16 protein-coding genes are annotated in these 20,222 nt (G+C 64.7%); 2 read left to right on the forward strand and 14 right to left on the reverse strand.

Annotation, left to right across the window (positions count from 1 at the left end; translation table 11 throughout):
• Positions 1-62 precede the first annotated feature (62 nt).
• The 3 genes from NFI08_RS02175 to NFI08_RS02185 form a co-directional block, all read right to left on the reverse strand.
• On the reverse strand, positions 63-242 hold the full coding sequence (locus tag NFI08_RS02175) for a hypothetical protein (protein WP_349586846.1): 180 nt from the start codon (positions 240-242) through the stop codon (positions 63-65).
• Between the two features lie 147 nt (positions 243-389).
• On the reverse strand, positions 390-2,039 hold the full coding sequence (locus tag NFI08_RS02180; RefSeq protein ID WP_045991251.1) for a BCCT family transporter: 1,650 nt from the start codon (positions 2,037-2,039) through the stop codon (positions 390-392).
• Between the two features lie 362 nt (positions 2,040-2,401).
• Positions 2,402-4,069, reverse strand: a complete 1,668-nt coding sequence (locus tag NFI08_RS02185) for a BCCT family transporter (protein WP_222569970.1) — start codon at positions 4,067-4,069, stop codon at positions 2,402-2,404.
• A gap of 444 nt (positions 4,070-4,513) precedes the next feature.
• On the opposite strand from NFI08_RS02185, the gene NFI08_RS02190 reads away from it, so the two are divergent.
• On the forward strand, positions 4,514-5,509 hold the full coding sequence (locus tag NFI08_RS02190) for an LLM class flavin-dependent oxidoreductase (RefSeq protein WP_349586851.1): 996 nt from the start codon (positions 4,514-4,516) through the stop codon (positions 5,507-5,509).
• A gap of 31 nt (positions 5,510-5,540) precedes the next feature.
• Here the strand turns inward: NFI08_RS02190 and NFI08_RS02195 are convergent, their stop codons facing one another.
• The 10 genes from NFI08_RS02195 to NFI08_RS02240 form a co-directional block, all read right to left on the reverse strand.
• Positions 5,541-7,112, reverse strand: coding sequence for an amidase (locus tag NFI08_RS02195; RefSeq protein ID WP_349586854.1), 1,572 nt, complete (start codon positions 7,110-7,112; stop codon positions 5,541-5,543).
• A gap of 77 nt (positions 7,113-7,189) precedes the next feature.
• Complete coding sequence (gene xylB, locus NFI08_RS02200; RefSeq protein WP_108450154.1) at positions 7,190-8,662, reverse strand: xylulokinase; 1,473 nt, start codon at positions 8,660-8,662, stop codon at positions 7,190-7,192.
• Positions 8,663-8,723: 61 nt separating this feature from the next.
• On the reverse strand, positions 8,724-10,196 hold the full coding sequence (locus tag NFI08_RS02205; RefSeq protein ID WP_349586858.1) for a mannitol dehydrogenase family protein: 1,473 nt from the start codon (positions 10,194-10,196) through the stop codon (positions 8,724-8,726).
• 60 nt (positions 10,197-10,256) lie between these two features.
• Positions 10,257-10,880, reverse strand: coding sequence for a nucleoside triphosphate hydrolase (locus tag NFI08_RS02210; protein ID WP_108132238.1), 624 nt, complete (start codon positions 10,878-10,880; stop codon positions 10,257-10,259).
• 25 nt (positions 10,881-10,905) lie between these two features.
• Complete coding sequence (locus tag NFI08_RS02215) at positions 10,906-11,709, reverse strand: L-iditol 2-dehydrogenase (protein WP_349586861.1); 804 nt, start codon at positions 11,707-11,709, stop codon at positions 10,906-10,908.
• Positions 11,706-12,386: an HAD family hydrolase gene (locus tag NFI08_RS02220; protein ID WP_349586864.1), complete on the reverse strand. Its 681-nt coding sequence runs from the start codon at positions 12,384-12,386 to the stop codon at positions 11,706-11,708. Before NFI08_RS02220 ends, NFI08_RS02215 begins: the two co-directional genes overlap by 4 nt.
• 9 nt (positions 12,387-12,395) lie before the next feature.
• On the reverse strand, positions 12,396-13,538 hold the full coding sequence (locus NFI08_RS02225; RefSeq protein WP_045991259.1) for an ABC transporter ATP-binding protein: 1,143 nt from the start codon (positions 13,536-13,538) through the stop codon (positions 12,396-12,398).
• 203 nt (positions 13,539-13,741) lie between these two features.
• A complete protein-coding gene (locus NFI08_RS02230; protein ID WP_045991260.1) occupies positions 13,742-14,632 on the reverse strand; it encodes a carbohydrate ABC transporter permease in 891 nt (296 codons plus the stop codon).
• Between the two features lie 56 nt (positions 14,633-14,688).
• A complete protein-coding gene (locus tag NFI08_RS02235; protein WP_045991261.1) occupies positions 14,689-15,579 on the reverse strand; it encodes a carbohydrate ABC transporter permease in 891 nt (296 codons plus the stop codon).
• Between the two features lie 89 nt (positions 15,580-15,668).
• The gene (locus NFI08_RS02240) at positions 15,669-17,018 is read right to left on the reverse strand and encodes an ABC transporter substrate-binding protein (RefSeq protein WP_108450158.1); all 1,350 of its coding nucleotides are present in this window, start codon (positions 17,016-17,018) and stop codon (positions 15,669-15,671) included.
• 752 nt (positions 17,019-17,770) lie between these two features.
• Between NFI08_RS02240 and NFI08_RS02245 the strand changes: the two genes are divergently transcribed.
• Positions 17,771-19,078 carry an MFS transporter gene (locus NFI08_RS02245; RefSeq protein ID WP_108450159.1) on the forward strand — a complete coding sequence of 436 codons (1,308 nt, stop codon included), beginning with the start codon at positions 17,771-17,773 and terminating at the stop codon, positions 19,076-19,078.
• Between the two features lie 139 nt (positions 19,079-19,217).
• On the opposite strand, the gene NFI08_RS02250 is transcribed toward NFI08_RS02245, so the two are convergent.
• Positions 19,218-20,177: a sugar-binding transcriptional regulator gene (locus NFI08_RS02250; protein ID WP_349586871.1), complete on the reverse strand. Its 960-nt coding sequence runs from the start codon at positions 20,175-20,177 to the stop codon at positions 19,218-19,220.
• Positions 20,178-20,222: the final 45 nt, after the last annotated feature.

Here is a 20,222-nt window from a genome sequence, read left to right on the forward strand (position 1 = left end):
CAACCCTTCCTGCGCCCGACCCTTGGCCACGGTTCATCCCACGACCGGGGCGTCGAGTACGATCAGGGGTCCACCAACAAGGATAGCGCCAGAGCGACGATACCGACCGTCACGGCGGTTACCACCGCCAGGATGACGATACGGTCCAGCCAGCGATCGAAGGTGACCCAGTTGAATGTCAGCCGCCTGCGACGAGGCGGAGGCCCGCGGCGGGTCGCGCCGCGGGCAGGGGGTGAAGACATGGCCGAGATCCTTCCGACGATACCCTGAGCTTACGTCCTGGCACTCTTCCTGACTACCAATGCATCGTGGATACTGCATTTTGCGCCAAGTTTCGTTTGACGGTGCTCGCCCGGGGTCACAGATCGCCGGTGCCGGTCGACGTCACGTCAGTGGTTGATGCGCCGGTTGACCACGTTGGGGGCACGCCGCAGACGCTCCTCCTCGGCCAGATTGCCGGCCTCGAACGGATCCGCGCCCACCGGGGTCTCGCCATGCTGACGGTACAGCTGTGACAGCATGTTGCGGCGATCCGCCTGCAGCTCCTTGACCAGCACGAACATCATCCCGAACAGGATGAACGAGAACGGCAGGGCCGCCAGCACAGCGGCGGACTGCAGTCCCTTGAGCCCACCTGCAACGATCAGCGTCAGACAGATGGCGGCAATCAACAGCCCCCAGCAGATCCGCTTGTACAGCGGCGGCGCGATGGAGCCATGGTCGGTCATCTGGGCGACGATAAAGGAGGCGGAGTCTGCCGAGGTGACCAGAAAGATAAAGATCAGGATCATGGCGAGCACCGACAGCACCGTGGAAAACGGCATCAGGTCGAACATCTCGAACAGTGCCACGGTGATATTGTCCTGGGTGGCGGCAGCCAGGCCGGCATCACCGCCCAGCTCCATATGCAGGGCCGCCCCGCCGAACACCCCGATCCATAGACACGCCAGCAGCGGCGGCACCACCAGCACGCCGAGTACGTACTCGCGGATGGTCCGTCCCCGCGAGACCCGAGCCACGAAGGTGCCGACAAAGGGCGACCAGGCGATCACCCACGCCCAGTAGAAGATGGTCCAGCTGGAAGCCCAGGGGTCATCGTTGTAGGGCGACATCTTGAGGCTCATGCCGATGAAGTTCTGCAGGTAGTCGCCGATGCCCAGGGTGATGGTCTCGAGGATCTTGACCGTGGGGCCGGTGAACAGCACGTACAGCATCATCGCGATGCACAGCGCCATATTGAGGTTGGACAATCGCTTGATGCCCTTGTCGAGCCCCGACCAGGTCGAGGCCATGTACGCCACGAACATCACCCCGAGGATACCCGCCTGCCAAAGGCCGCTTTCCGGCAGCCCGAAGACCGCATTGAGGCCACCATTGACCTGCAGTACCCCGAGCCCCAGCGAGGTCGCCACCCCCATCACCGTGGCGACCACGGCGAAGATGTCGAGCCAGTCGGTGTAGGGGCGCAGCGCCGGGCGCTTGGCGGTCATCGACGACAGCACCGAGGAGACCAGCCCGGCCTGGTCCTTGCGGAACTGGAAGTAGGCGATGATCAGCCCGACCAGCGAGAATGCCGCCCACTGGTGCACCCCCCAGTTGAAGTAGCTCATCTGGATGGCGTAGCGCGCCGCTTCCACGCTTTCGGCGGGGACCGCGCCATAGGGAGGCTCGGCGAAGTGGGTCATGGGCTCGGCCATGCCGTAGAACACCAGACCGACGCCGAAGCCGGCCGCCAGTAACATGCTGATCCAGGAAAAGGTGCCGTAGGTGGGGGTGCTATCCTGGGGCCCCAGGCGCACCTTGCCGTACTTGCTCATCGCCAGCGCCACCAGAAAGATGACGAAGGCGAACACCGCCATCAGGTAGAACCAGCCAAAGTAGTGGGTCACCTGGCTAAGCGCGGTGTTGGCGGCGTCACCGAAGGCGTCGGGGAAACTGGCGCCCACGGCGACCAGGGCGATGATGATAAGGGCAGATAGACGAAAGACGCGATCCTTGCCAGACAGCGGCAGGCGCTCCTGCAGCGCTCGACCGTTCATGGACACTCCTTGCCAGACGGCGGTCATGATGTGAGGGGCGTAGCACCCTAACAAAAGTCGGACTCTCCATCACGGTAGGCGAATATTCGATTCGGCACAAAAAATTGCCGGCACCCTGGGGTACCGGCAATAGTGCCGGAAATAGTACCGGCAATAGTGTCGGAAATAGTGCCTCCAATAGCGCCGTCAGTTAACGACATAGCAGAAGGCCCGCCATGGGGCGGGCCTTCTGGTTTCCTGCGGTCAGGTCTGGCTCCGTCTGTCCTTTACCAGCCTGCTTTTTACCGGCCGCCCGTCCAGCAGGGGCCAGTCCAGCCGGGTCTATCACAGACGGGTGATCGAGGCCCGGCCGCCACTAGTGGTTACTGCGGTTTCGGTGTGGCCATCGCCTCGCTGGAGCCACCCTCCTCACTGTCATCCATTTTCAGCGCTTCCTCGGGGGGCTCCATGCCTTCGGTCTTGGCCTGGTCACGCGCCTCGAAGGCGTCTGCACCGACCGGCATCTCGCGGTAATGCTGATAGAGACCGTCGAGCATCAGCTTGCGATCCTTGCGCAGCTCTCTCACCAGCACGATCACCATCATGTAGAGGATGAAGGTGAACGGCAGCGCCGACAGCACCGATGCCGACTGCAGTCCCTTGAGGCCGCCAGCGGCGATCAGCGTCAGGCAGATGGCGGCGATCAGCACACCCCACAGCACCCGCTTGTAGAGGGGAGGATTGATCGAGCCGTTGTCGGTCATCTGGGCAACGATATAGGACGCCGAGTCTGCCGAGGTCACCAGGAAGATGAAGATCAGCATCATCGCCATCACCGACAAGAGTCCCGAGAAGGGCATCAGATCGAACATCTCGAACAGCGCAACGGTGATGTTGTCCTGGGTCGCCTGGGCCAGGCCGAGGCCCTCGTTGGCCAGTTCCATATGGATGGCGGTGCCACCGAACACGCCCAGCCACAGGCAGGCCAGCAGTGGCGGCACGAACAGCACGCCGAACACGTACTCCTTGATGGTGCGGCCCTTGGAGATGCGCGCCACGAAGGTACCGACAAAGGGCGACCAGGCGATGACCCAGGCCCAGTAGAAGATGGTCCAGTTCTGGGCCCAGGGATTATCGTTGTAGGGCGACATGCGCAGGCTCATCACGAAGAAGTTCTGCAGGTAGTCGCCCAGTCCCAGGGTGATGGTCTCCAGCAGCTTGATGGTGGGGCCGGTGGCCAACACGTAGACCATCATGGCGATACACATGATCATGTTGAGGTTGGACAGTCGCTTGATCCCCTTGTCCAGGCCCGACCAGGTGGACGCCATGTAGGCCAGGAACATGCAGAACAGGATGATGAACTGCCACAGGCCGTTCTCCGGAATGCCGAACACCGCGTGCAGGCCGCCGTTGGTCTGCAGCACGCCAAGCCCCAGCGAGGTCGCCACCCCCATCACCGTAGCCACCACGGCAAAGACGTCCAGGGCGCCGTTGAACTTGCGCAGCCCAGGTCGCTTGGCGGTCAGCGGACGCAGCACCACCGACACCAGGCCCGCCTGCTCCTTGCGAAACTGGTAGTAGGCGATGATCAAGCCCACCAGGGCGAAGGCCGCCCACTGATGAATCCCCCAGTTGAAGAAGCTGTACTGAATCGCGTAGCGGGCCGACTCCGCGCTTTCCGGCGTCATGTCTGCGTAGGGTGGTGCAATATAGTGGGTCATGGGCTCGGCCATGCCGTAGAACACCAGGCCAACCCCGAAGCCGGCGGCCAGCAGCATGCTGACCCAGGAAAAGAAGCCGTATTCTGGCTTGCCGTCCTGCGGCCCCAGGCGCACCTTGCCGTACTTGCTCATGGCAAGGCCGAGCAGGAATACCACGATGCCGGTGACCGACAGCAGATAGAACCAGCCAAAATAGTGGGATACGCCTCCCAGGGCGCGACTGGCGACTTCGCCGAAACCTTCAGGGAACATGGCCCCCAGGGCCACCAGAATCAGGATGATGATCGCGGAGACGTAAAAGACCCGCTGTCCTTCATTGCGTTGCATATCGCCTTCCTTTTGTTCGACTGCTTGTTGGAAGGCCTGTGCAGCGCCGCTCCGGCGAAGACCACGCTCGGACGCTCCTTATCGAACGCTTCTGCCCGGGCATTCGCCGAGCAGCCTTTGCAGACCCGTACTTTGATAACAGTTAGGTTGTTATCTATCATCCCCGGGCAGCCCACCGATCCGGCTTGGCACTAAGCTGACACTGGACTGCCACTGGAGAGTCGAAGCACCGATGAGGCACCTCGGTGACATCATAGTGAAGTTCGCCACCAAGACAGCGGAATCCACCACCCGCCAGTCGGCGCAGCAAAACATCCGCCAAATTCGTCGCCTCAGGTACGAATTTTCCCGGCCAAAAGCACGGCTACAGGCACGGCCAGAAACCCGGCCAGAAACCTGACCAAGAACCCGGCCAGAAACTCGGCCCAAAAGAAGGAGAGCCCCATGGCCCGTCTCGACACTACGCCCCTTTCGGTCCTGGACCTGGCGCCGATCCGGGATGGAGGCACCGTCGCCGACAGCTTCCACGACAGCGTTGCCCTCGCCCGCCTGAGCGAATCGCTTGGCTTCACCCGCTACTGGCTGGCCGAACATCATGGGCTGGAGGGGATCGCCAGCGCGGCGACCTCGGTACTGATCGGACACCTGGCGGAGAAGACCTCACGCATCCGCGTGGGCAGCGGCGGCATCATGCTGCCGAACCATCCACCGCTGGTGATCGCCGAACAGTTCGGCACCCTGGAGACGCTCTATCCGGGCCGCATTGACCTGGGACTGGGCCGGGCTCCGGGCTCGGACGCGGCCACCATGGCGGCGATGCGCCGCGATCCACACGCTGGCGTCGAGGACTTCCCCCAGCGTCTGGCCGAACTGGAAGGCTTTCTTGGGGAGGCCCGACCGGAGCAGCGGGTCCGGGCGGTGCCCGGCCAGGGCACCCGAGTACCGATCTGGCTGTTGGGCTCGAGCCTGTACAGCGCCCAGCTGGCCGCCCACAAGGGGCTGCCCTTTGCCTTCGCCGCCCAGTTCGCCCCGGCCCAGCTCGACGAAGCGCTGGCCATCTATCGCCGCGACTTCCGCCCCTCCGAGGTGCTCGCGGCGCCCTACGCCATGGTCGGTCTGCCGGTGCTGGCCGCCGCCACGGACGAGCGCGCCGACTACCTCGCCAGCACCGCAAGACAGAAGTTTCTGGGCCTGATTCGCGGCCAGCGCGGACGCGCCCGGCCACCGGTGGCGACGCTGGACTGGACCCCCATGGAGCGCGCCCAGGTGGAAGGGTTTCTTGGCGCCGCGGTGATCGGCAGCCCGGCGACGGTACGCGACGGGCTGGAGCGCCTGCTCGAACGCACCCAGGCCGATGAGCTGATGATCAACACCGACACCTATGCCCTGGAGGATCGCCTCGAGAGCTACCGCCTGGTCGCTGAGGCCTGGCAGGGCTGAGCCCCGCCAGACAACGTGGCGCGACGGGTGCTCAACGCGGCGGGTGAGCCCCGGGCGTACGCCATTCGGGCTCGCGCTCGAGCCAGTCGGGAGCGGCCTGTTCGAAGGCATGAGCCCAGCGCAGCAGGTCGCGATCACGGCGATGGGGAGCGATGAGCTGGACGCCCATGGCCTGGCCGCGCGGGTTGAAGCCTGCGGGCAGATTGATCACCGGGCACCCCGACAGGGAGCCGGCGATCACCACCTCCATCCAGCGATGGTAGGTGTCCATCGTTCGCCCGGCGATCTGCCCGGGCCAGGGTGTGTCGACGTCGAAGGCAAATACCTGGGCGCTGGGCAGAGCCAGCGCATCGAAGCGCTCGAACAGTCCGAGCAGACAGGCGTACCAGGCACTGCGCTCGACGTTGGCGCGGTGCACATCCAGCGCCGTTCGGCCCATGCCCTGCTCGACCTCCCAGCAGGCCTCGGGCTTGAGCTGGCAACGACGGCTATCGTCGGCCCAGACCTCTGACAGACTGCCCGCCACCGCCCACTGGCGCAGCACCAGCCAGCTTTGCCACAGCCGCTCGGGTGACATCTCCGGCACCACCGGCTCGACCCGGGCACCGAGGCGCTCGAACACCGACAGCGCCCCCTGGCAGACGTCCAGCACACCCTCTTCCATCGCCAGGTAGCCCTGCCAGTCGCCGAGCCAGCCGATACGCAGGCCCGACGCCGCGTCAGCGTCATCGAACGGATCGGCGAGACGCTCGGGATCATCGGCGAGTGACAGGGGAGCGCGGGGGTGGGCCCCGGCCTGGGTCGCCAGCAGCCTGGCAAGGTCGCCGACGCTGCGCGCCATGGGCCCTTCGGTGGCCAGCTGATGGCCGAAGATATCAGGGCCTGGACCATGGGGAACGCGACCGAAGGAAGGCCTCATCCCGAACAGGTTGTGGTAGGCGGCGGGGTTTCGCAAAGACCCCATCATGTCGCTGCCATCGGCCACCGGCAGCATGCGCATGGCCAGGGCGGCAGCGGCCCCGCCGCTGGAGCCACCGGCGCACAGGGCGGGATCGAAGGCGTTGCGGGTCGCGCCGAAGACGCGGTTGTAGGTCTGGGAACCGAGGCCAAACTCCGGCGTGTTGGTCTTGCCGACAAAGATGGCACCGGCCTCACGCATCCGCCTGACCATGATGCCGTCCTGCTGTGGCACCTGACCCTTGAACAAGGGCGAGCCCATCGAGGTCGGCAGGTCACGCGTGGCCGAAAGGTCCTTGATCGCCTGGGGAATGCCGTGGAGCCAGCCGCGAGAGCGCCCCGCCGCCAGTTCGCGGTCGCACTCCCCGGCCTCTTCCATCAGCACCTCGTGGTCACGGCGAGAGACGATGGCGTTGACCACCGGGTTGGCCGCGTCGATCTGTGCCAGGTAGGCGTTCATCACCTCGCGGCAACTAAGCTCTCGTGCATGGATCGCCCGGGACAGCGCAAGCGCTCCCAGCGCCAGGATCTCGCGCTGGGCAGGGCTGGTGGCGCCCTCGCCCACGGACGGAGCAGAGGATGAAGCGCCGGGCGGTGAGGTGGGCGAATCAGACGGTAAAGGTGACGATGGCGGTGGAATAGGCATGGCGTCCTCGCTGCACGGCATTGAGACGAGCGGGCTGGCCCGACATGTTCCAACGCTAGCGGGCGGAGCCTCAGCTGTCATCCATGCAAACGGTCGAGGGCGACCAGCCAGCCCAGGTAGACCTCACCATAGCGCTTGACTCGGCCTGCGTCGGGCTCGGCCCGGGAGCCTTCATCCAGCTGCACCAGCGTCTGACACAGCTCGTCCAGCTCGCCCTCCCTGGCACACCAGGCCGCCTGGATGGCGCCGCCAAGCGCGGCGGCGTCGGTCACCCGGGGGCACACCACCTCGGTGGCGGTGATGTCCGCCACCATCTGGCGCCAGGCGGCGCTGTGGGCGCCGCCGCCGATCAGCCGAATCTGGCGTGCCTGGTCGGCCAGCGGCCCCATCAGGTCAAGGCCGTAGCGCAGACAGAAGGTGGCGCCCTCCACCACCGCGCGACACAGATGGGCGGGGCTGGTATTGCGACTGGTCAGGCCGAGAAAGGAGGCGCTGGCCTCGGGCAGGCTCGGTACCCGTTCGCCGTTGAAGAACGGCAAGACCGTCACGCCATCGGCGCCGACAGGCGCCTGGGCCAGGGCCTGGTTGAACCCCGCCAGGTCGAGACCGAACAGCTCACGCACGCGATTGGTGGCCGAAGTGGTGTTCATGGTGCAGACCAGCGGCAGCCAGCCCGCGTGGCTGGCGCAGAAGTTGGCGACCATGGCGGAATCGGCCAGCACCGGGTGATCGGAGTGGGCGCAGACGGTGCCCGAGGTGCCAAGGCTCATGGTTACCTTGCCCGGCACGATGTTGCCGGTGCCGATGGCGCCGAGCATATTGTCTCCGCCGCCGCTGGCGACCGCGACGCCAGGGGAAAGCCCCAGCTCCCGGGCCAGCACCGGCCGGACCTGCCCTGCCGTGTCGCGGGAATCGATCAGTCTTGGCAGCACCCGGGCCGGGTCCAGCTCAGGGGCGATCCACTGCCACACCTCAGGACTCCAGCGCCGTGAGCGACTATCGAAATAACCGGTACCCGAGGCGTCTCCCGCCTCGCTGACACGCTCGCCGGTCAACCACAGATTGAGGTAGTCGTGGGGTAACAGCACGCCATCCACGCGATCATAGATGTCGCGATGGTGCTCGCGCAGCCAGGCCACCTTGGAGGCGGTGTAGCCGGTCTGAGGCACCAGGCCGAGCCGCGCCAGGCAGCCCTCTTCCCCGCCCAGAGCGCCAATCAGGGCCTGGTTGTGGGCATGGGTCTCGGTATCGCACCACAGCTTGGCCGGGTACAGCACCTGGTCCCTGGCATCCAGCGCCACCATGCCATGCTGCTGGCCGGAGACACCGATGCCGCGGATATCACCGGCGCTGACACCGGCCGACGCGATCGCCGCGTGGAAGGCGCCGATAAAGGCCTCGATCCACTGTGCCGGGTCCTGCTCGCGCCGCCCCCTGGCGCCCTCGATCATGCGGTGGGGTCGACTGGCCTCGCCAATAGTGGCGCCACGCGCCAGATCCACCACCACCACCTTGGTGCTCTGGGTGCCGCAATCCACACCGAGATACATGAAAAGATTCCTCGTTGGCGCATCGACACGGTGCGTCGAAGCCGACGCGCTCAGCGGTGGGTCAGGACGCCAGCGCCTCCAGGGTCGCCCTGGCGCCCTTGTCCTGCAACAGCTTCAGCGCCTCGACGTAGGCCACCACGAAGCGCGGCGAGTCGGCGAGATCCCCGAACAGCTCACGGTTCTCGATAAAGGCGGTGGGGTGCTCGCGCTGGGAACCGGCGAGCTCGGTCAGCCGATCCTTCCAGCGATCGACGATCACGATGGGCTGGCCCTGCTCGTCCACGCCTTCGGCGTAGCGCGCCCAGCTTGCCACCACCGCGGCAGAACGCTTGAGTTCGCCGCCGTGTTCGAGCTGGTGACGAATGACCGGCAACAGCCACTTCGGAATTCGGTCCGAGCTTTCAGCACAGAGTCGCGATAGCGTGTCCCGAACCTCGGGGTTGGCGAAACGCTCGATCAGGGTGTGCCGGTACTGATCGAGATCGACGCCAGGGACCGGAGGCAGTGTCGGGCTGCCCTCCTCGGCCATGTAGCCAAGCAGGAAGTCGATGAACAGCGGATCCTGACAGACCTCATGGGCGTAACGATAGCCGGCCAGATAGCCGACATAGCAAAGCGCCTGGTGGCCTGCGTTGAGCAACCTGAGCTTCATCAGCTCGTAGGGCTCGACGTCCTCGACCAGCTGCACGCCGACCTCATCAAACGCCGGTCGGTCACTGGCAAAATGATCCTCCAGCACCCATTGGGTGAAGGGTTCGCAGATCACCGGCCAGGCGTCTTCCAGTCCGAAGCGCTCGGAAAGCTCCTCGATGTCGCCCGGCGTGGTCATCGGCGTGATGCGATCTACCATTGAACTGGGGAAAGGCACTTCCGCCTCGACGTACTGCCCGAGCGCGCGATCACGAGCGTAGGCAAAGGCCGTGAACATCCGCCTCGCCACCTCGCCGTTGCCCGGGATGTTGTCGCAGGACATCACCGTGAAGGGCGGGACGCCGCGCTCGCGCCGACGCTCGATCGCCGCCACGATCAGGCCAAAACTGGTACGCGGACGCTCGGGGTTGCACAGGTCATACACCACCTCGGCGGCATCGAGATCGAACTCGCCGGTGACCGGGTGGACGTTGTAGCCGCCCTCGGTCACCGTCAACGAGACGATCCGGATGGTCGGGTCCGACAGGGTCTCTATCACCGTCTCGGGGTCGTCCGGCGCGAAGCGGTAATCGATGATCGAACCGATGACGCGGGGTTCCAGCGCGCCATCGGGATGCTTGACCACCAGGGTATAGAGGTGGTCCTGGCTGGCCAGCGCCTCCTGCATGCGCTTGTCGCCTGGCATCACGCCGATGCCGACGATACCCCAGTCATGGGCCTGCCCGGCTTCCATCAGACGATCCAGGTACATGGCCTGATGGGCCCGATGAAAACCGCCGACGCCGAAATGGGCGATGCCCGGTGTCAGCGCCCGACGATCGTAGCTGGGCACCGAGATATGCGGAGCGAGGCCAGCCAGTTCCGCGTTGCAAAGTCGTGTCATGAAGGCTCTCCGCCAGATGAACAATGAGAAAGCAGAGCCGCTTTCCAAAAATGGGAATGGCTAGTGCCAATGGAGATCGGCGGTGATCGAGCGGGTCTTGATCAGGCGCGCGTTGAGCATGTCCTTGTCCCGGGTCTTGGCGATGGCCCCGGCCTGGTCCTGGCCCATGCCGAGCCAGCGCTCGATCAATCGCTGCTCGAGCACCGTATCGGCGACCTCGAGAAACAGGCTGAAGTCGAAGTAGTCCGCCAGCGCCGGCCAGGGCCCGTGATCCAGCAGCAGGTAGTTGCCCTCGACGATCAGCACCCGATGACCGGGCGTGATCACCCGGGCGCCCGCACGCGCCAGGTCCAGCGGTCGGTCGAATACCGGTACGGCCACGTCCCGGTCGGCTCGTTTCAGCCGCGCCAGGTCATGGCGCAGGCCATCCACATCGAAGGTTTCCGGCGCGCCCTTGATGGGCAGCAGCCCCTGCGATTCCAGCACGCCGTTGTCGAAGTGATAGCCATCCATGGGTACCACCTCAGCGACGCCGGGTTGCCGCTCGTTGAGCTGACGCGCCAGCCAGGCGGAGCGAAAGGACTTGCCGGCCCCCGGCGGGCCGGCCAGAGCAACGATATAGCGCGCCCTGCCCTCGCTGCGCGTCAGCAGTTCGTCAGCGATCGCTTCCATGGTGGGGGTCATCTGTCACCTCGCTCGTGCCCGTGGCTCAACTCATCCAATTGCCGCCATCGACGTTCAGGGTCTGGGCGATGACATAGTCGCTGTCGGCGCTGGCCAGAAACACCGCAGCGCCGGCGTAATCGTCCGGTCGCCCCATGCGGCCACAGGGTACCGCCTCGCCGACCAGTCGCTTCTTCTCGCCGAGGGGGCGTCCCTCGTAGCGGGCGAACAGGGCGTCGACCTCGTCCCACATGGGGGTATCGACCACCCCCGGGGCGATAGCGTTGACACGGATACCGTGGCGAATCAGGTCCAGCGCGCAGGACTGGGTCAGACTGATCACCGCTGCCTTGGTGGCGCAGTAGGTGCTGACCAGAGGCTCGCCACGCCGCCCGGCCTGGGAGGCCATATTGATGACGACACCGCCACGTTTCGCCTCGACCATGGCCCTGGCCACCGCCTGCAGGGTGAAGAACAACCCCTTGACGTTGACCGCGAACTGCCGCTCGAAGTCGGCCTCATCCACCTCGAGCACCGGCGCCATGCCAAAGACCGCCGCATTATTGACCAGCACGTCGATAGCGCCAAAACGTTTCTCTACCTTTCGAACCATAGCAGTGATGGCGGCGTTGTCGCGGACATCCAGCGCAGTACCCATCGCACGCTCGCGGTCGAAGCCTTCCAGCGCCTCGTCGATGGCCTCGCTGTCGAGATCGGCGATCACCACGCGCGCGCCTTCCTCGGCGTAACGCCGGGCGATGGCGAGCCCGATCCCGCGTGCACCACCGGTGATCACGGCGGTCTTGTCCTGGAGCTTGCCCGCCACCGGGCCAACAGAGCCGTTTTTCATACGCTGGCCTGCTGACGCTGCTGCCAGTTGGACACCAGGGCGGGCAATTGCGCCATATGGGTCATCACCTGCCACACACCGAGTTGGCTCAGCCGTTCGGCGTGATCGGCGGGCAGATGGCTTGCCCCGACGAAGCCGATGACCGTCATGCCGGCGGCCAGCGCGGCGCTGGCACCGGCGATGGAGTCCTCGACCACCAGGCAGGCACCAGGGCTGACCCCCAGGGTCTCGGCGGCCAGCAGGTAGACGCCGGGATCGGGCTTGGGCTTGTCGACCTGCTCGGCACAGAAGATCGGCGCCGTGCCCAGCACCTGATCCAGACCAGTGCGCGACAACGAGGCGACGACCCGCTGACGACGACTGTTGGAGACCACCGCCTTGGCACCGGGAATCGCCGCCAGCGCCTGCGCCACGCCATCGATGGCGGTGAGTTCGCGAGCGAGGCGGGCTTCGATCTCGTCGTCGAGCAGGGCCAGCGCGTCCTTGGGCAGCGCGTGGGCGCTCTGGCCGTCGAGAAGTTCGAGAATCGCCGCGGTGGTGCGGCCCAGGGCTTCATTCAGGGCCGCCTCGACGTCGAGGTCGGGTAGCCACTCGGCCAGCCGCTCGGCCAGGGTCGCCTCGGCGATCACCTCACTGTCCACCAGCACGCCATCGCAGTCGAAGATCAGGGTCGTCATGGTCGCTCCTCAGGCTTCCGCGGTACTGGCGGCACGATTGTCCTGGCGGGTCAGCGACGCCAGCGGGTGACGCTCCAGACTTGCCAGCGCCAGACCCTGCTCACCGAACAGATGTGCCCGGCCCGGCTCGAAGCCGAAGCGGATCTCGTCTCCCACCCGGTGGGTCACGTCGCCATCCACCATCAGCGTCAGCAAGTCGCCGTCCATTTCCACGTACAGCGAGGTCTGTCCGCCCAGCCGCTCGATCACGCTGACGCTGGCTTTCAGCGGTCCCTGGTCGTCGAGCATCAGATGCTCGGGACGGATGCCGAGCTCCAGCGCCTGGCCCTGGGCCACCTCGTCGCCTTCCACCGGCACCTTGACGGTATCGCCGCCCGGCACACGCACCTCGACCCCCTGGGCGTCACCGGCAACGGCCTCGACCTTCAGGAAGTTCATCTTGGGCGAGCCGATGAACCCCGCCACGAAACGATTGCGCGGATGGTGATACAGCTCCATCGGCGAGCCGACCTGTTCCACCACGCCGCCCTGGAGCACCACGATCTTGTCGGCCATGGTCATGGCTTCGATCTGGTCGTGGGTCACATAGATCATGGTCGCCTTGAGCTCTTCGTGCAGACGCGCCAGTTCGATGCGCATCTGGACCCGAAGCGCCGCGTCCAGGTTGGACAATGGCTCGTCGAACAGGAAGATGCTGGGGTTGCGCACGATGGCGCGGCCGATCGCCACGCGCTGGCGCTGACCGCCGGAAAGCGCCTTGGGCTTGCGCTCGAGCAGGGGCTCCAGCTGCAGGATCTTCGCCGCGTCCAGCACTTTCTGGCGGCGTTCCTGCTGGGACACCCCCGCCAGCTTGAGGCTGAAGCCCATGTTGTCCTCCACCGTCATGTGGGGGTACAGCGCATAGCTCTGGAACACCATGGCCAGCCCCCGCTCCGCCGGCCCCAGGTCGTTGACCCGCTGGCCGTCGATGACGATATCGCCGTCACTGGTGCTTTCGAGTCCCGCGATCATCCGCAAAAGGGTCGACTTGCCGCAGCCGGACGGGCCGACGAAGACCACGAATTCCTGGTCCTTGACCTCCAGATCGACGCCCTTGATGACGTGGGTGTCGCCGAAGCTCTTGACCACCTGGTTGAGTGTCAGTGTTGCCATCTTGTTGTCCTCGAAGTTCTGTCAGGGGCGCCTCGGCGCCGCCTGGAATATCTGTCTGCCGGTGCGTCGTTCACCGCGCCGAAGATCGGTTTTTTCATCGCGCCGAAGATCGCTCACTTCACCGCGCCAAAGGTCAGGCCACGGACCATCTGTTTCTGGATTTGTGAAGAGCACCATCCAAGGTTTCTTTCCCGTCGATCCTCTCACTTCACCGCGCCAAAGGTCAGACCACGGACCATTTGTTTCTGAGTCAACCAACCAAAAATCAGGATCGGCGCGATGGCCATGGTCGAGGCCGCCGACAGCTTGGCCCAGAACAGTCCCTCGGGGCTGGAGAAGGAAGCGATGTAAGCGGTCAACGGCGCCGCCTGAGAGGTGGTCAGGTTCAGGCTCCAGAAAGCCTCGTTCCAGCTCAGGATCACCGACAGCAATCCGGTGGAAGCGATCCCCGGCAGGGTCAGCGGCAGCAGCAGGTACCACACCTCCTGGAAGGTACTGGCACCGTCCATGCGGCCCGCTTCCAGAATCTCCCTGGGCAGGTCCTTGAAGAAGGTGTAAAGCATCCACACCACGATCGGCAGGTTCATCAAGGTGTAGACGATGGTCAGGCCGATTCGGGTATCGAGCAGGCCGAAGTCGCGGAACAGCAGATAGATCGGTACCAGCACGCCCACCGAGGGCAGCATCTTGGTGGACAGCATCCACAGCAGGGTGCCCTTGGTGCGCTTGGTCGGCAAAAAGGCCATGGCATAGGCCGAGGGCACCGCGATCAACAGCGCCAGCAGGGTCGAACCAAAGGAAACGACAACACTGTTCCAGGCGAACTTGAGATAGTCGGCCCGCTCCTGTACCTCGACATAGCTTTCCAGCGTCGGGGTGAAGATCAGGCTCGGATCGGCGATGGCCTCGGCTTCGGTCTTGAAGCCGGTGACGATCATCCAGAAGATCGGAAAGAAGATGATCAGGGCCACGCCCCAGCCCAGCAGGGTGATGCCGAACTTGCGCCTGCGCTGGGCGCGCAGGGCCGAGGCACCTCGCCCGGCGTCGGCGACCGGCGCCTTGACGCTGTCGCCGGTGGTAGTGGTGGTGGTCATGTGGTGCACCTCGTCAGCTTGTTGTTGGTCGATGGGTCGTCAGCGGCCGCAAGGCGCTACTGCTCGAGGTTCTTGGCCACCATGCGCACCAGGAAGATGGCGACGATGTTGGCCAGGATGATGGCGATGACGCCGCCGGCGGAGGCGGTGCCCACGTCGAAGTCGAGCAGCGCGCGGATGTAGATCAGGTAGGCCAGGTTGGTGGTGGCCAGCCCCGGTCCGCCCGAGGTGGTGACGAAGATTTCGGCGAAGATCGTCAGCAGGAAGATCATCTCGATCATCACCACCACACTGATGGCACGCTTCAGGTGCGGCAGGGTGATGTAGAAGAAGATCGCCACCGGGCCTGCGCCATCCATGCGCGCCGCCTCGACCTGGTCGTCGTCCAGCGACTGCATCGCGGTCAGCAGGATCAGCAGTGCAAAGGGCAGCCACTGCCAGGACACGATGATGATGATCGAGGTCAGCGGCAGGCTCGAGAACCAGTCCACCGCCGGCAGCCCCAGGCTCTCGGCGAGCCAGGCGAACACGCCGTTGGCCGGGTGCATCATCATGTTCTTCCACACCAGGGCACTGACCGTGGGCATCACGAAGAACGGCGAGATCGCCAGCACTCGGGCGACGCCACGCCCCATGAAGTCCTGCTGGAACAGCACCGCCAGCAGGGTGCCACCGACCACGGTGATGGCCAGTACCCAGCCCACCAGCAGCAGGGTGGTGCCCATCGCCGACCACAGCGCCGGGTCGGTCAGCAGGTATTCGTAGTTCTCGAAACCGGCAAAGCCGGTCATGCTCGGCATCAACAGGTTGTAGCGCTGAAACGAGAACCAGACGGTCATCGCCAGCGGCACGATCATCCACAGCAGCAGCAGAGTAACGGCCGGCGCCTGCAGCGAGAGGGTGCGAAGCCCTCCGACGGTGCGCCCGGAAGTACGGTTCTTGTTCATGGGGGATCACGCTTGGTCAGGCCTGCGGGGTAAGTCCGCAGGCGATCGGAGCCAGGGGCCGACCGTGGAGGCCGGCCCGCGAACGAGCTTCAGTCGGTGTAGCCGGCGCGCTTCATGGTGCGCTCGGTGGCCCGCTGGGCGGCGGACAACGCCTGCTCGACGCTGGTCTCGCCGGTCAGGGCCGAGGCCACCATCTGGCCGACCTGGGTGCCGATGGCCTGGAACTCGGGGATGCCGACGAACTGGACGCCCACGTAGGGGTTCGGCTCGAGGCTCGAGTCGAGCGGGTCGGCCTTGCTGATGGCGTCGACCACGAAGCTGGCGAAGGGCGCGGCCTCGATGTACTCGGCGTTGTCGTAGGTGGACTGGCGGGTGCCGGGGGGCACGCTGGTCCAGCCTTCACGCTCGCCGACCAGGGCCACGTACTCCGGCGAGGTGGCCCAGGTCACGAACTGACGAGCCGCATCCTTGGCATCCGAAGAAGCGGGGATGGCCAGCGCCCAGGCCCACAGCCAGTGAGAGCCCTTGGGGGTCTCGGCCACCGGCGCCGGGGCGAAGCCCAGTTGGTCGGCGACCTGGGACTCATCGGCATCGAACAGCTTGCCCGCCGCCGAGGTGGCGTCTACCCACATGGCACAGTTGCCGCGCGAGAACAGCGCCAGGTTTTCGTTGAAGCCATTGGAGCTGGCACCGGCCGGCCCGTAGTTGTCGAGCAGGTCGACGTAGAAGGCGACCGCCTCCTGCCAGGCCGGACTGTCGATCTGGGCGTTCCAGTCCATGTCGAACCAGCGGCCACCGAAGGTGTTGGTCAGGGTGGAGACGAAGGCCATGTTCTCGCCCCAGCCCGGCTTGCCACGCAGACAGATGCCGGCCACTTCGCCGTCGTCGTCGTGCAGGGCTTCTGCCCAGTCACGCACCTGGCTCCAGGTGGGCTGCTCGGGCATCTCGATACCGGCCTCGGCGAACAGATCCTTGCGGTAGTAGAGCATCGAGCTTTCGGCGTAGAACGGCAGCGCGTAGAGGCTGCCTTCGTGGCTCAGGCCATCGCGCACGGGTCCCAGCAGGTCATCGACCTGATAGCTCTCGGGCAGATCATCCAGCGGCTCGAGCCAGCCTCGCTCGGCCCAGATCGGGGCCTCGTAACTGCCGATGGTCATGACGTCGAACTGGCCACCCTGGGTGGCGATATCCGTGGTCATGCGCTGACGCAGCACGTTCTCTTCCAGTACCACCCAGTCGAGGGTGATGTCCGGATGCGCCTTCTCGAACGCTTCGGTCAGGCTCTGCATGATCACCATGTCGTTGTTGTTGACGGTGGCCACGGTGATGGTCTCGGCCTGGGCGGCTGACGCGCCCAGCGACAGCACCAGCGCGCTTGCCGGCACCAGCGGCCTGGACAGCGCCGCGCAAAGAGGACGGAGGGTGTAAGACGGCTTCATGGCGCACTCCTGATCGTTACCCGCTTGGCGGGGATATTGTTGTACCGCCGACGCGAATCCTCGGACTCGTCGTGGTGGTCGGGCCTTGCGTGCATCCGAGCAAGCCAACGCTGCGGATACCTCTCCCAGAAAATGATCAATCAAATCTCTTGATGATCAAATGATCGGACACAGCCACACAAAACGCAAAGCCGATAGCTTTAGACTTTAGCGGTACACGGACGCCTTTCAGCCCCTACCCCGGCAACCACTCATCGACGTAAATCAGCCAAACGTCTGGCCTTCACCGAGCTCGCACAAAACAGCAAATATTAGATATTCAGCCTCTTCATTACCTTGTTGTTTAAAGGCTTTTCATCCTCCCATCGTATTTTCCCGTTCCTGGCTTCAGCCTGGCCCCTTACATCGAAAAGCCGTTGTAGCAGTCAGTACTTTCTTTAAAATCAATCAACTACCCCAAGCTCCTCCTTATTTTCCATATATAGAAACCTTATTCCCTATATGGAATAAAATTGACGCTCTCAGACCCGCCTCCTAGGCTTCGATCGATCGCTGATCCGGCAGTTCGATGCGTCCTTTGCGGCACTTCTGCAGATCCACCGCGCGACCTGTCATTTATTTCCCCGCCTTCTCGTCCGGTGCCCCGGGGCCCTTGCGTGAAGCGCCGGCCAGGGCCTCGCCGAGCATGCCTGCAGGCCCCACGCCACCACGCATGCCAAGCCAATCGATCCTGGATCGAGGGAGCCACAACAATGACAGACCACGCTGCTCTGCCTCCGGCCATCGCCAACAAGTCCAATCGCAAGCGCTACTTTCAGTTCAGTCTGATGCTGCTGGCGGCAGGGTCCATCTATCCCCTGCTCTACCTGCGCCAGAACTTCGAAACACCGATCCTCGAGGTCTTCAACATCACCTCGAGTGAACTCGGTAACTTCTATTCCATGCTGGGTGTCGTGTTCTTCCTGTGCTACCTGCCCAGCGGCTGGCTCGCCGACAAGTTCTCGCCCCGCCTGCTGGTGACGGTCTCCATGGCCGGCACCGGGCTGCTCGGATTACTGTTCGCGACCATCCCTTCCGGCGTCATGCTGACGATGGTCTTTCTCGGCTGGGGACTGACCTCGGGACTGACCTTCTGGTCGGCGATGCTGAAGGGGGTGAAGATGCTGGCCAAGAAAGACGAGCAGGGCCGCTTCTTCGGTATCCTCGATGGCGGGCGCGGACTGATCGAGGCGATCCTGGCGACCATTGCGATCAGCCTGTTCGCGTACTACCTCAACGACCAGCAGGACAACACCACCGAGGCGCTCAAGGTGGTGGTCTACATGTATTCGTTCACCTGTCTGGTGATCGCCGCCTTGACCTTCATCTTCTTCACTCGCCATGACGGCTCCGAGATACGCGCCAAGAAGTTCAAGACCAACGGCAATGTACTCGCCGACCTCAAGCATCTGGCGTCGATTCCGGCGCTGTGGCTGGTTGCGCTTATCATCCTGTGCGGCTACCAGCTGTTCTGGGCGACCTATTCCTTCTCGGCCTATGTCCAGGAGGGATATGGCGTCACCGCCGTCGCCGCCGGCGCCATCACCGTGGCCAAGCTGTGGATGCGCCCTATCGGCGGCATCACCGCCGGCTTTCTCGGTGACCGCTTCGGCAAGACCAATGTGCTGGCACTGCTGTTTTTAGGCGCCACCGCCTTTCTGGCCACCTTGATCCTGATGCCGACCTCGGTGGGCACGGTGGCCTTGCTGGCGGTGGTGCTGATGATCGGTGTGCTCACCTATGCGTTGCGCGGACTGTACTGGGCGATACTCGACGACTGCGATATTTCCATGGAGGTGGCGGGACTGGCCATCGGCGTAATCTCGCTGCTCGCCTACACCCCGGACATCTTCCTGCCGCAGATATACGGCTTCCTGTCGGCACGCTTCGAGGCGGTCACCGCCTACCAGCTGTACTTCGGCTACATCGCCTGCATGGGCATCGTCGGGATGCTGGCATCGCTCAAGCTCAAGGCGATCACCACGCGCAAGGAGCAGCAGTTGCAGCACCAGCAGGCGTGAAGGCATGAAGGCAAGCAGGCCAGATCCACACGAAGTGACGAAGCAGCGCATCAGACAACTCCCTCGCGCCCCGGCGGGGCGCGAGGGCGCCAGGAAGGGGGCCAGGCAAAGGCGCTCGACGATACAGCAGCCGTGCTGCCTAGATGTGCGAGGAAAGGCGCTCGACGATATAGCGCGCCGCCTGATCGTCGGTGATCAGACTGGTCAGCCAGCCGCCGCGCAGCGCGGCCAGGATGGCCGGCCCCTTGTCGCGGCCGCCGGCCACCGCCACCATCGCCTGACGCTTCAGCGTGGTCAGCGGCAGGCTGGTCACTCGCTGACTGGTGGAGCAGTCGATCAACCGGCCATCGGCATCCATCGGCCAGCCCACCAGCTCTCCCACAGCGTCCAGCGCCAGCAGTTCGTCGAGTTCCGACTCGCTGATGAAATGATCCTGAAACAGCGTCGCCTGGCGATCGATCCGCCCTACCCCGACGAAGGCCGCGCTGGCCTGTTCGGCCACCTCGCCGATGGCGCGAAACAGCGGCTGTGCCGCCAGCGCCCGCTTCTCCTCGACCGAGCTGGCGACCACCGGCGTCGGCAGCAGGTAGCGCTCGCCGCCGGTCTTGTCCGCCGCCACCATGACCCCGTCGTAGCGGTTGGACGAGCCGTCCCTGGCCACGTTACCGACCAGCGAGACGAAGCGATGACGTGGACGGTCGATCCGACTCAGGGCCTCCACGGTCGCACGAATCGAGCGGCCGGAGCCCAGCGACAGGGTCTGCGGCTCGCTGCGCTCGATGATGCGTGACAGACGCTCGGCGCCGGCCACCGCCAGGTAGGGGGTACTGTCCTCGGCGGTGGCGGACGCAGGCACCACGTCGCAGTAGTCCAGTTCGAAGCGTTCACGGATGGCCTGGGACAGTGCGGTGCAGTGGGCCACGGGGTGGTCGATATGGACCTTGATCAGGCCTTCCTGCCTGGCCAGCGCCAGCAGTCGCTGCACGCCCGGCCGGGAGACCCCAAGCTGTGCGGCGATCTCATCCTGCGTCTGTCCACCCACATAGGAAAGCCAGGCGGCTCGTGCGGCCTGGTCCAGCTTGACCTCGAACTTGTCCACGCATCGTCTCTCTGGCTGATCGTACAGCCTGCATCATCGCAAGCC

Source organism: Halomonas sp. EF61 (genome assembly GCF_040147045.1).
In the GTDB taxonomy this organism is placed as follows: domain Bacteria; phylum Pseudomonadota; class Gammaproteobacteria; order Pseudomonadales; family Halomonadaceae; genus Halomonas; species Halomonas litopenaei.